Origin of the sequence: Shewanella amazonensis SB2B (genome assembly GCF_000015245.1) — a bacterium.
GTDB lineage: Bacteria > Pseudomonadota > Gammaproteobacteria > Enterobacterales > Shewanellaceae > Shewanella > Shewanella amazonensis.
The window spans coordinates 2,938,313-2,951,419 of sequence record NC_008700.1 but is presented as its reverse complement, the minus strand read 5'-3'; the positions used below and the strand labels follow the sequence as shown (position 1 = coordinate 2,951,419).

Annotated in this window: 9 protein-coding genes; 6 read left to right on the top strand and 3 right to left on the bottom strand. The window is 55.6% G+C overall.

Features of this window, described 5'->3' with window-relative positions:
- Positions 1-9: 9 nt before the first annotated feature.
- From SAMA_RS12790 to SAMA_RS12765, 6 genes are all read left to right on the top strand, one after another.
- Positions 10-1,626: a glycogen synthase gene (locus SAMA_RS12790; protein WP_011760560.1), complete on the top strand. Its 1,617-nt coding sequence runs from the start codon at positions 10-12 to the stop codon at positions 1,624-1,626.
- 107 nt (positions 1,627-1,733) lie between these two features.
- Positions 1,734-4,844, top strand: a complete 3,111-nt coding sequence (locus SAMA_RS12785) for an EAL domain-containing protein (RefSeq protein ID WP_011760559.1) — start codon at positions 1,734-1,736, stop codon at positions 4,842-4,844.
- A 121-nt stretch (positions 4,845-4,965) separates the two neighbouring features.
- Positions 4,966-6,309 (top strand): DEAD/DEAH box helicase, encoded by a 1,344-nt coding sequence (locus SAMA_RS12780; protein ID WP_011760558.1) that lies wholly within the window; start codon positions 4,966-4,968, stop codon positions 6,307-6,309.
- A 131-nt stretch (positions 6,310-6,440) separates the two neighbouring features.
- Complete coding sequence (locus SAMA_RS12775) at positions 6,441-7,481, top strand: CobW family GTP-binding protein (RefSeq protein WP_011760557.1); 1,041 nt, start codon at positions 6,441-6,443, stop codon at positions 7,479-7,481.
- A gap of 216 nt (positions 7,482-7,697) precedes the next feature.
- Positions 7,698-9,029 carry an MATE family efflux transporter gene (locus SAMA_RS12770; RefSeq protein ID WP_011760556.1) on the top strand — a complete coding sequence of 444 codons (1,332 nt, stop codon included), beginning with the start codon at positions 7,698-7,700 and terminating at the stop codon, positions 9,027-9,029.
- A gap of 101 nt (positions 9,030-9,130) precedes the next feature.
- Complete coding sequence (locus SAMA_RS12765) at positions 9,131-10,216, top strand: energy transducer TonB (RefSeq protein WP_011760555.1); 1,086 nt, start codon at positions 9,131-9,133, stop codon at positions 10,214-10,216.
- Between the two features lie 58 nt (positions 10,217-10,274).
- On the opposite strand, the gene SAMA_RS12760 is transcribed toward SAMA_RS12765, so the two are convergent.
- The 3 genes from SAMA_RS12760 to SAMA_RS12750 are packed head-to-tail and all read right to left on the bottom strand — an operon-like array spanning position 10,275 to position 13,003.
- Positions 10,275-10,844 (bottom strand): LutC/YkgG family protein, encoded by a 570-nt coding sequence (locus tag SAMA_RS12760; protein WP_011760554.1) that lies wholly within the window; start codon positions 10,842-10,844, stop codon positions 10,275-10,277.
- Position 10,845: 1 nt separating this feature from the next.
- Entirely contained in the window at positions 10,846-12,246 is a 1,401-nt protein-coding gene (locus tag SAMA_RS12755; protein ID WP_011760553.1) for a lactate utilization protein B, read from the bottom strand.
- Positions 12,247-12,259: 13 nt separating this feature from the next.
- Positions 12,260-13,003 carry a (Fe-S)-binding protein gene (locus SAMA_RS12750; protein ID WP_011760552.1) on the bottom strand — a complete coding sequence of 248 codons (744 nt, stop codon included), beginning with the start codon at positions 13,001-13,003 and terminating at the stop codon, positions 12,260-12,262.
- Positions 13,004-13,107 lie beyond the last annotated feature (104 nt).

Sequence of the window (13,107 nt, the reverse complement as noted above, 5' to 3'; positions counted from 1 at the left end):
GGAACCGCGTTGCAAATTTCAAATGCAATCAACACAGAAGCGTCAGCACACCCAGTGCAGGTACTGATGCTGTGCGCCGAACACGGCGCTCTGGCGGGGGCCAAGGTGGGCGGCATGGCCGATGTGCTGGCGGGCTTGCCGCCGGCGCTTAAGGCCAAAGGCGTACAGGCCAGTGTGGTCATGCCGGGTTATGGTTTTCTTGGACGTCAGGGCCATGGCGTCGATGAGGCGCCGCGCCGCTTTTTCAGCGTGCCTTTTCGCCACGGTATGGTGCAGATAAGTCTGCAGCAGCTCCCCGACCCAAGGGATGAGGGCTTAAGCATTTATCTGCTCGACAATCCGGCGTGGCACACGGCGCCGGGTCAGCTCTATGTGGCCAGTGGTGATGGCCGTCCCTTTGCCGACGATGCCGACCGCTTCGCGCTTTTGGGTGTGGCGGTGGCCGAAGCGCTCTTGCAGGGGATAATTCCAAAGCCGCACGTCCTGCATCTGCATGACTGGCATCAGGGCTTTTTTGCGCTGCTGCGCAGTATCGACCCTCGCTACGGGGAGCTTAAGGCCATCCCCTCGGTGCTCAGTATCCATAATCTGGCGCTGCAGGGTACCCGCCCCCTGGCTCAGGAGGCATCGTCCCTGGCCGCTTGGTATCCGTGGCTTGGGCAGTATCCAGCACAGATACTGGACCGCCGCTATCCCAATTGCGTTAACCCTTTGCGGGCGGCCATTTGCCTGAGTGACAGGGTGCATCTGGTATCTCCCCACTATTGCCGTGAGGTGCTCAGGCCATCCGACCCCGCCACCGGGTTTGTGGGAGGGGAGGGGCTGGAAGAAGACCTTAAGCACTGTGATGGAAAACAGCAGTTGGTGGGGATCCTCAATGGTTGTGATTATCCCGATGAGCCGCAGGAAATAAGACCCTCGGTACAGCAACTGGTGCTGGGGTGTCACCGCACCCTGACGGCAGCCCAGGCCAACCGCGATACGGTCAGGGCGCTGGACTTTATCGCCGCGCAGCGATTGTGGCAACCCATGGACGAACACGCTTTTTTACTGACCTTTGTCGGTCGGCTCACCTCGCAAAAGGTGGAGCTGCTCAGGCACAGCCTGGATGGAAAGCGCGTGCTGGAGCAGATACTGCAGCGACTCGGGCTCTTCAGCCCTCAGGCGCGCTTTTTTATGCTTGGCAATGGCGATGACAGGATAGCCAGGGAGTTCCAGCAACTGGCGGCAAGGTACGATAATTTCATTTTTATCAATCATTTTGATGTGAATCTGTCGGAGCTGCTTTATCGGCGCGGGGATCTGTTTTTGATGCCAAGCAGCTTTGAGCCCTGCGGCATCAGCCAGATGCTGGCCATGCGCAGTGGCCAGCCCTGTCTGGTCTCCAGTGTTGGGGGATTGGTGGACACGGTGAAGGACGGCGAAAATGGCTGGCGCTTCGATGGGGATGACACAGACTCCCAGGCCAGGGCCCTGCTGAATAAGCTGGATTACCTGCTGCACACCACAGGCACTCCAGACTGGCAGCGGGTTGCAAAAGCGGCATTGGAGACGCGTTTTACCTGGGAAGAGGCCGCAGCTTCCTATCTGGATAAACTCTACCGGCCATTACTCGGGACATACTGATACCCTCTGCTACAATTCTCTCATTACTGGGGCTTTTATCCTTTGTGTAACAAGGGCATGATGGAGAAAGTCTCAGGTATTCAAACCCGGGAGAGTACAGGCAGAAAATGACCCAGGGTATTTTCTTTCCGCTGGTCCAAAATGCCGCGCTGCTATTGGCGCTGGTGTACCTTTATGACGCCATCCCCTGGCTGAAACAGCAGCGGATCCGGTGGGTTTGGCACATCATGCTGGGATTGGTGATTGGCGCCATCGGCATGACCATCATGTCTGCCCGCTACGAATTTGCCGAGGGGATCTACTTTGATACCCGAGGTGTGCTGCTCAGTGTCAGCGGTCTCTATTTCGGCGCAGTTCCCACCCTGATTGCCTCAGCCATGATGGCCATCTATCGCTACGGTATGGGCGGTCCGGCCATGGTGGCCGGTATTGCCGGTATTGCGTTCGCTGCTGCCATGGGGATCCTGTGGCGCATCCCCTGGCAGAAAAATCTGATAGAGGTAAGCACAGGGTCTTTGTTGCTGCTTGGCATGCTGGTTAATATCGGCAGCTTGCTGTGCTTCTTCATTATGCCCTTTGATCTCGCCTGGGAGCTGGTGTCCACCATAGGTACAACCGTCATGCTGGTATGCCCCTTGGCGACCTTGTTGCTCGCGAGGTTATTGGCCCGGCGCCTGGAGATTGAACGGGACGAAAAAATAAAGCTGCAGGATGATTTCCTGTTTCGCTCCCAATTCAATGTCGGCAACATCGGCATTGCCATCACCTCGGTCGACAAACGCTGGATTAAGGTTAACCCCAGGCTGTGCCAGATGCTTAAGTATTCCGAAAAAGAGCTGCTGTCGATGAACTGGGAGCAGATGTCCCACGAAGAGGATATCTCGGTGGATCTTGCCCATTTCAATCAGATGCTGGCGGGGGCAATAGATCAGTACGAACTCAATAAGCGCTTCTATGCCAAGGATGGCAGCATAGTGTATACCCACATGACGGTGGCCTGTAAGCGCATCGCTGGCAAGGTACAGCTGGTGATTGCCGGGTTTATGGATATCTCAGCTCAAACCCAATCTGAAATGTCGGTGCGCGCCAGTCGGGAACAGTTATCCCTGGTGCTTGCCTCTGCCGAACTGGGATTCTGGGATTGGGATTTGAACAATGACGTGATTGATCGCAACGAACGTTGTGCAGACATGCTGGGATGCTCGGTGGACGAAATGCGTCATAACCACAGGATTTGGATGGATTCCATTCATCCGGACGATCGCATGGCGGTGCTTAAGTCCATTGACAGGCATTTGCAGGGCCACACCGACAGTCATAACGTGGAATATCGCATTATTCGCAAAAACGGCGAGACGCTCTGGGTTCGGGACACGGGGCGGGTAATGCAAAAAGACAGCAGTGGCAAGGCCATCAGAATGTGCGGTGTGCATCTGGATATTACCCAGGTTCGCCACAACCAGGAGCAGATGGAGCTTGCGGCCTCGGTTTATAACAACTCCAGTGAAGCCATGAGCGTGATGGACCACAAAGGCAACATCATCACGGTCAACGCCGCGTTTGCGGATATTACCGGTTATTCGCCCAAAGAGGTGCTGGGGCATCATATCAGCCAATTTTATTGCCCCCGAAACAAGCCGGCTTTTTATGATGAGGTCAACCAGGCCATCAAAGAAACCGGTCGTTGGCAGGGGGAAATGTGGCAACAGCACAAAAACGGCAAGGAATACCTCATTTGGCTCACCGTGAATACCATTTACGATGCCTATCAAAGGCCCCATCGCCGGGTGGCACTATTCTCTGATATCACCGAGAAAAAAGCCCAGGAGCAGCTTATTTGGCAGCAGGCAAACTACGACCCCCTCACCAAGTTGCCCAACAGGCGCATGTTGCTGGATTACCTCGACCGGGAGATTTCCCTGGCGTCCCGTCAGAATGTGCGCTTTGCGCTGCTGTTTTTGGATTTGGATTTTTTCAAAGAGGTCAACGACACCCTTGGCCATGATATGGGGGACAAACTGCTTATTGAATGCGCTGACAGGATCAAAGCCTGTATCCGCGACTCGGATGTGGTGGCGCGTCTTGGTGGTGACGAATTTACTGTATTGATCCGTGATATCCACGATGTGGGTGGGGTAGAGCGGGCGGCCAGTAATATTCTCAAGGCCATCGCCGAGCCATTTCAGCTGGGGCCGGATTCGGCCTACATCAGCGTCAGTATCGGCATTACCCTGTTCCCCGAGGATGCCAGTACCCGAGAGGCGCTGCTGAAAAATGCCGATCAGGCCATGTATGCGGCCAAGGAGCAGGGGCGTAATCGCTTCAATTACTTCACGCCATCCATGCAGGAGCAGGCCAAGTACCGGATGCGGCTTATCCAGGATTTACGCATTGCCATTGAGCATCAGCAGTTTAATCTGGTGTATCAGCCCATAGTGCATCTGCAAAGCGGCAAGGTGCACAAGGCCGAAGCCCTGCTGCGCTGGCATCATCCTGAGCGGGGATATATCTCTCCGACCGAATTTATTCCGGTTGCTGAAGACACAGGGCTGATTATGGAAATAGGCTCCTGGGTATTTGAGCATGCGGCGCGGCAATGCCGCGATTGGCACCATGAATTTGGCACAACCATTCAACTGTCGGTGAACAAGTCGCCGGTGCAGTTTCGTGATGAAGGGGAAAACTTTGAGCGCTGGGTTGCCCTGCTGGAGGAGCTCGAATTAACCCACGGTGGCATCTGCATCGAAATTACCGAAGGTTTGTTATTGGATGCCTCCTCCGGGGTGGCTGAAAAACTGCTCACCTACCGCGACGCTGGCATTCAGGTGTCTTTGGATGATTTCGGCACCGGCTATTCGTCGCTGGCGTACCTGAAAAAATTTGATATCGATTACCTTAAAATTGACCAGTCCTTTACCCGAAATCTGGAAAACGACGCCAGTGACAGAACCCTGTGTGAGGCCATTATTGTGATGGCCCAAAAGCTGGGGATGAAGGTGATTGCCGAAGGGGTTGAAACCGCAAAACAGCAAGAGATCCTCAAGGCTATGGGCTGTGACTATGCCCAGGGCTACCTTTATTCTGCGCCTGTCTCCCGGGAGGAATTCGAAACACGTTTTCTGAAAGGGGATCCCAATCAGGCGCCGCAGCCCGATAAGCCTGAAACCCGGAAGGCCAAGACCAGGGCCAAGGCACCCCAAAAGGCACAGGATGCATGAGTTGCCCTGGCCCATGCCATAGCTTGCTGATTAAACCCGTTTGACCTTGAGTGGCGCGCCGTTATACTGCGCTCTTTTTGCAAACTGGCAGTGCTGAGCAACTTGCCACCACAGGAGACTTATGTCTTTCGATTCTCTGGGATTGGCAGCACCTCTGCTGCAGACGCTGATACAGTGCGGATATCGTACGCCAACCGAAATTCAGGCCCAGAGTATCCCTGTGCTCCTCAGTGGCCGGGATTTGATTGCGGTAGCCCAAACCGGCAGCGGGAAAACGGCGGCCTTTGCGTTGCCGATATTGAAGCAGCTCTCGGACAAGGGGCTGCGTGGCGGGATACAGGCGCTGGTGTTGGTGCCAACCCGGGAGCTGGCTGTGCAAGTGGCCGATGCCTTTACGCGCTACAGTGCCGGGTTGGGGCTGACGACCCTCGCCGTTTACGGTGGGGTGAATATCCGTCCCCAACGCCAGGCGCTGGCCGCCGGGGTGGACATACTGGTGGCCACACCGGGGCGGCTGTTGGATTTGACCGGTCAGTTTGGTCTGTCTCTTGCGAGTGTCGGCACCCTTGTGCTGGATGAAGCCGACCGCATGCTGGATATGGGGTTTGCCCCCGACATAGAAAAGATACGCCGCCAGCTGGGGCCGCATCAAAGTGCCATGTTTTCAGCAAGCTTTGCCCAGCGGGAGCGTGAACTGGCTGAGCGCTGGCTCTCCAATGCAGTCAGCCTTGCCGCCAAAGACACCGGCCGTATTCCACAGCAGCTTGCCCTCGAAGTCTTTATGCTCGATAAGCCCAGATGGGCCGAGTTTGTCGCCGAGCTGGTGGGAAAGCGCAACTGGCGCCAGGCGCTGGTGTTTGTCTCCTCCCGGGAGGAGTCCAATACCCTGGTGGCAGAACTGGCCCTCGATGGGCTGCAGGCGGCCGCATTTCATGGTGAGAAAACCCAGGGTGCCAGACGGCGCGGTCTGGATGAGTTCAAATCCGGCAAACTCAGATTGCTGGTGGCAACCGACGTGGCAGCCAGGGGGCTGGATATCGAAGACTTGCCCGTGGTAATAAGTCTTGGGTTGCCCCACGGTGAAGAAGACCTGATACATCGCCTTGGCCGCAGTGCCCGAGCCGGCCGGGAAGGCCTGGCTGTGATCGTCTTGTCACCTGAGATGCGCGCCGATTTGCCGCTGCTGAAAGCGCTTTGCCCGGCACTGCCAGAGGTGATCACCCCTGAGGGATACAGCCCTAAAGACCCATTGCCCCAGCGATATCGCGACGGGGCTTTATCAACGCCGGGAAGCAAGCCTGCCAATAGGTCTGGGCGAAATGCAGGGCAGCGCCCAGGCACTCGCACAGGTAGCCGCACGGGCAGTCGTACAGGTGGACGGACTGGCAGCAGCAATGGCTCACCGCGGCAATCAGGAAAACCTGCCCGGCAAGGAAACGCTCCAAAGCGGCAAGCCCGGGGCTGAGGATGTCAGCTGCAGGGCTTTTAGGTACACTGGCCGGATTTTAGCGCGTTGCCGTTTACCGCTGTGTTTCCACCGCGAGCGGCTGCACACCGAAAAAGGCAAAGGGCCAGTTGGGCCGAAGGAGTCTTGCCATGTTGCTTGGGAATATCCCCGTCAATGTCATCACAGGTTTTTTGGGCGCAGGTAAAACCAGTTTTATCAAAAAATTACTGGCACAAAAGCCCGAAGGAGAAACCTGGGCCGTTCTGGTGAACGAATTTGGCGAAGTCGGCCTGGATGCCGCCTTGCTGGGAAGCCGCGAGGGGCTGGCCATCCGTGAGGTGCCCGGGGGCTGTATTTGCTGCGCCGCCGGGGTGCCCACCAGGGTGGCCGTCGCTCAGCTGCTGAGGCAAGCCAAACCCAGCCGTCTTTTGATTGAACCCACGGGACTTGGCCATCCTGCCAATATTCTCAAAACCCTGATGGCTCCGGAGTATCAGGGGGTGTTATCCATCCAGCGCACCCTGTGTTTGGTGGACCCGCGAAATCTTGATGATGCGCGCTATACCCAAAACGACATCTTCAACCAGCAGCTGGCGGTGGCCGATCTGGTGCTGGCCTGCAAGGCCGATATGCAGGCTCCGGACTTTCTCGCGACCCTTGGCTCCTATGTCACAGACATCAACCCCGGCGTCTCCGTGCAGCCCTTTTCTGCTAAAACGCCTGTTTCCGATACCCTGCTCACGGCCATGATGCAAGTATCGATCAGGGCGCCGCAGCTGATGTCCGCAGCTCTTCCCCGGGGCCTCTTTGCCAGCAAACCGTCAGGCACCATGGGCCTCTTTGATGAAGGCGATGGCGCACAGACTTTGCAATTAAACTCACAAGGCTTTATCCGCAAACCCCATCAGGCCGAAGGTATTTTTGCCTGTGGCTGGTGTTTCAGTGCCCAGTGGTGCTTTGACTTTGATGCCCTGATGGCCGTGGTCCAGGCCAATCCCAGTCTGAGACTCAAGGCGGTGATGATCACCCCGGATGGCATTCTGGCCATTAACCGGCTGGAGACAGAATTGAATCTGGCGGAGCTGGATGATGCCATGGACTCCCGCATCGAATTTATTGCCACAGAGCCCCTCGACTGGGATGCCATTGAAGAAGCGCTGCTGACAAGTGGCAGCCCAGTTGGCCAATAGTTGGGGCGCAGAGTCAAACCCTGTATTCAACAGATCCTTAGCGTCCATCACGCGGTCTATACCCACGTTCTGACTGGGCACTGGTTCAGACGAGGCAGGCTAATGGGGCATGGGCTCACAAATCTGGGTTACGGGCACTGGCCGGGCGGGGGAGAACTGGCTACAATCGGCCTTCCTGTGTTTAAAATAAAAATCAAAAAGTTCAAAATAAAAAACATGAACCATACCCAAGCGATGCTGGAAGCGCCTGTTTCAAGGCTCTTTTGGCGCTACACCCTGCCAACCATAGCGTCCATGCTGGTTACCGGTATTTATGTCACCATCGATGGCATGTTCGTCGGGCATTTTCTTGGTGAAACCGGCCTTGCGGGCATTATGCTGGCTTATCCGGTGGGCGCCCTGCTGTATGCCGTCGGTGCCCTGATTGGCATGGGGGCCGGCGCTTTGGTATCCATCAAGTTGGGTGAAGGCAAAACGGCCAAGGCAAGGGAGCTCCTTGGGAATGCGTTCAGCCTTGTGCTCTTGTCGGCGCTGTTTTTTACCCTGGTGGGTTCAGTCAGTGCCAGGCATATCCTTATCTGGCTCGGCGCCGAAGGGGAGGTGCTGGAAAGTGCCCATGACTACCTGTTCTGGTACTTTGCGCTTTGCATTTTCCCATTGATTTCCATGGCGTTTTCAACCCTGCTTCGCAATGACGGCAAACCCGCTTTTGTGACCTGGGTGCTGATTGCCGGTGGGGTGATTAATACCCTGCTGGATTACCTCTTTATCGTGGTGTGGGACTTTGGCCTGGCCGGTGCGTCTGTGGCGACCATGCTGTCTCAGGCTGTCACTGGCCTCTTGTGTTTGCAGCATTTCTTCAGTGGCAAAACAGCGCTGCGAATCGATTTTGAGCAGATGCGGCTTAAATTGGACAACTGCCTGAATATTTCCCGGGTGGGGCTGCCAAGCCTGCTGATGAACCTGTATCTCTCTATCGTGCTCACGCTGCACAACACTGCGCTCTTGTGGGTGGGAACGCCGCTGCACGTGGCTGCTTACGGGGTGGTGAGTTACACCGAAGCGTTTTTCTATCTGATTTTTGAGGGCATAGCCCTTGGCTCTCAACCTGTCCTCAGCTTTAACGCCGGTGCCGGCCGCATGGACAGGGTTCGCCAGACCCGTAATCTGGCGATGGCGGTGACCTTGCTGACAGCGGGGCTTGGCTTGCTGTTTATTTACGGCAGACCCGAGTGGGCCCTCTACATTTTTGCCGGCGATAATCCGGTGTTAAGCCCGGTAGCCATTGAGGGAATGCGGCTCTATTTTTGGGGGTTACCCTTTGAGGGCCTGATTTTGGTGGGCGCGAGCTTTTTCCAGGCCATCAACAAGCCAAGAGAAGCCTCCATTCTGACCGGCACCAAATTGCTGTTGATAGCGGCGGTGATATACAGCTTTGCCTGGCTGTTTGGTGTCCCCGGTGTCTGGGTGTCGCTGGCCTGTGTCAGCAGCGTTCTTACCTTGTGGATGGTGTACAGCCTGGTCAGGATAGACAGTCAGTCCATGTGAAACCGCGGTAGTTGTTAATTGGTGGTGGTTGGTCGCTGGCGGAGATTGTGGTAGTTTCCAATATTGTGTTGTGGTGAAACAGATAAAAGGAAATTATAACGATGAAAACAATAGGGAAAATTGCACCGCTCCTTCTCGCCCTCAGTACCGTATCTCCTCTGGTCTTGGCCGATGAGTTTTCTGATGTTTATCGCAGTTACCAACAGGCTTGGGAAAGTGGCAACAACATTGAGGCACGCGGTTTTGCCGAGAAGGCCTATTCATTGGGTGAGGCGAAATTTGGCAAAGACAGTGTGGATTATGCCAACCTAGGATTGAATCTTGCCAAGGCGCTCAGAAGCGACAATTCGGGTGATTTTGCGGTCAATCGTCAGCGTGCCACTGAGATTGCGACACTCAGCCTGGCGAGCTATGAAGCGCGATTTGGCGAAGAGGCCACAGATCTGATTGATCCTCTGATGGTGCTTGGTGATGTGACCCAAGACAGTAAAACCGCGAGGAAAGCCTACCAAAGAGCTTTGAACATTGCCAAAGACTCGGGTAAGGGGGATCTGCTGGCCTATACCCGTATGAATGCCTTTAAGCGGTTGGCGAGAACTGAGTATTACACGTCAGCGGTTTATGGCTATATCCGCGATGCCCATGAGTATTTTGCCCAACACCGTCCCGCCAATAGTGCTGTCAGATTGGAGGCCACTTACCTGTTGGCTGGTGCTCATATGGGCAATGCTAAATACAGAAAGGCAGAACCCTTATATCTTGAGGTGATAGAGCAGTATAAGGTGCTTGATTACACCCATCCCTATGCCCTGGGCGCCCACAGTCGTCTTGTTGAGCTGTATGAGCGTATGGGCAAATCTGAACTTTCCACCGAACACTGTATTGCCATTGGCAGCATGAAGCCCTGGGATGATAATCAGGAGCAGACGCCACTGTTCCGTAAGAATCCTGAGTTTCCAATGGAGCTTGTCAGACGAGGCAAGAGTGGCTGGGCTGAAATCAGCTTTACGGTAGATGAAATGGGTATGGTTCGCGACCCCAAAGTGCTCGACTCAGAAGGTGGCAAGGGTTTTGAAAAGGCCTCAATGGAGGCTCTCAGCGCCTGGCGCTATGCCCCCAAGTTTGAAGATGGCAAGCCGGTAAAAGCCGAAAGCTCAGTCAGGCTGGACTTTCGGGTAGAGCGATAACATCAATAAAAAAACGCCGCATAAATGCGGCGTTTTTTGTTGCTAAAGGAAGTGTCCACTACACCAGATATAAACTCAGGCTGCAGGCGCCGTGAGCACCCACTACCAGAGCCTGCTCAATGTCGGCGGTTTTGGAGGGGCCAGCAATAAATACCCCAAACCCCAGGGACGGATCCAATTTGCCAAGGCGGGTCATGGCCTCATGCATATTGGCGACTATGGCATCCTTTTCCACCACCAGTAGCAGGTTTTCGCAGATAAAGGGAGCGATACGCTGACTCAGCGCCGTTTCTGCTACCCAGACGGCGCCGTTTTCGGCCACGGCGAACTCGCCTTTTATGACAGCAAAGTCCACATCGGCTAGGCCGTGTGGGTCGTCAGCGCCATTGTGGTTACCCGGTACGTCTGCCAGGGTCGACAGCACCTTGTTGCCACCGGCCATCAGCTCAAGAACACGGGCATTCAGCGCGGCCAAACCACCGTCTTCCAAACGTCCGGCAACCGTGGCCAGGCTCTGGGCCAGGTATGCCTTAAGGTCTGTCGTTACCGGCGCTATGTCTATGGTTGGCATGGCCACTTTTTCCATGGCGGAGGATTTCAGGGCCTCGAGAATCGCTTGTTTGGACATCTTATTTCTCCCCCTTAGACTTCACCAACAGCTCGGGTCTGTTCTTTTTCACCCAGCCTTCGAAACTGGAGCCGGGCGCAGCAGGCAGTTCGCGGTATTTACCCCAGGCACCGCTCATGGGTTTGAGCAGGCTGTGTGGCAGAATTTTCAGTGCAATACGTGCCGCGGCCATGCCGGTATCCAGCAGCAAGGGACTGGCCATAAAGCGGCCCACCAATGGCATATAGCCTGACTTGCCATAGGGCAGGCTCTTGCGTTCGGCGTAGAGTCTGCGGCGGTGGAAGATGATTTTATCCAGCGGCACCTTGGTGGGGCACACAAAGCTGCAGGAGCCACACAGGGTACAGGCCCAGGGGCTGGAATGGGTGTCATCTTCATCGGCACCCACGGCAATGCCGATGGGGCCGGGGATGGTATGGCCATAGCTGTAGCCACCACTGCGACGGTACACGGGGCAGGTATTGAGGCAACCACCGCAGCGGATACACTTGAGGGCTTCACCCAGCAGTTTGTCGCGCATCATGGCGCTGCGGCCATTATCCACGATGATGACGTGCATCTCGCCACCGGGCTTGGGTGTACGGTACAGGCTGGAATAGGTGGTGATGGGCTGGCCGGTGGCATTGCGGGCCAGCATTCGCAAAAGCACGGCGGCACTGTCGAGATCCGGCACGATTTTATCTATGCCCATGGAGTGCAGCTGCAGCTTGGGCAGGTTGGCGCCCATGTCGGCGTTGCCTTCGTTGGTGCACACGATAACCGCCCCTTCACTGGCGACAGCCATGTTGACCCCTGTCATGGCTGCATCGGCGCTGAGGAACTGCTCACGCAGGTGCGCACGGGCAGCACGGGTCAGTCGGGTGGGGTCGCTTTCACCCTTTGGCGTGCCGAGCTTTTCGTGAAAGAGGTCACCCACTTCTTCTTTTTTCATGTGAATGGCGGGCACCACTATGTGGGAAGGCGGCTGATGATTGAGCTGAATAATACGCTCACCCAAATCCGTATCTATCACCTCAATGCCTTTTCCCTCGAGGAACGGATTGAGATGGCACTCTTCGGTGAGCATGGACTTGGACTTCACCAGCTTTTTCACCCCATGGCGGGAGAGAATATCGTGCACGATGCGATTGTGCTCGGCGCCGTCTTTGGCCCAGTGCACTTTTACACCCTGGGAGAGGCACTTGGCCTCAAAGGCTTCGAGGTAGCCTGGCAACTGGTTTAAGGTATGGAGTTTTATCTGGGAACCCAGTGCTCGCAAGGTTTCCCATTCCGGCAGGCTGGAGGCGGCTCTGTCGCGTTTTTCCCTGAGTACCCACAGGGCTTTGGAGTGCCAATCTACGCGGCTTTCGTCGCGGCAAAAAATGTCGGCGGCTTTGGCATGGGTCTGAATGACTTTTTGCATGCGGTTTCCCCTGTTACAGAGCGTCGTTGAGAATTTGCGCCAGATGGCGGGTCTCGATGGGCAATTGTCTGCGGCGAATGGTACCGTCCAGGTGCATCAGGCAGCTGGGGTCAAAACCCACCACATAGTCCGCTCCGGTATTGGCGTGGGCCTGGGCCTTGTCTTTGCCCATTTTGGCCGATACAGCGCCCTCATCGACGCTGAAAGTACCGCCAAAGCCACAACATTCATCCAGGCGCTCGGGGTAACAAATCTCTACGCCGTCGATGCGTGACAGTAGGGCTTCCATTTTGTTGTAGCGGGGGCCCATGTATTCACTCGGTGCCGCCAGGTCCAGCATACGGATGCCGTGGCAGGACAGCTGCAGGCTGAGCTTTTTCGCCACAGGACGGTTAAATTGCGTCACGGGTGCTACGTCGTGTAAAAACTCGGTCAGCTCGTAGAGCTTGTCGATAACCGCCTGGGCTTCGGGGCTCTTGTCGAACTCGTGAAAGTTTTCCTTGGCCGCCACCAGGCAGGACGCTGCCGGGCAGACGATGGCATCACACTCCACGCCCTTGAAGGCATTGAGCAGTTTCAGGGTGGTGTTTTTGGCTTCGTTAAAGCAACCAGAGTTGGTCATAGGCTGACCACAGCAGGTTTGCCCCTGAGGGAAGATGACCTGATGGCCAAGTTTTTCCAGCAGCGAGAGGGTGGCAATGGCCACCTCGGGCATCATCTGGTTTACCAGGCAAGGCGTGAAGAGGGCTATTTTCATCGTTGATTGTCCCATGTGTGCCGACATGCAAAGAATAGTATGCCGTTAAGGCATACCAGTTATGGCATTTCACTATAGGCCTAAAGTCCCCAATAAAATAGTGG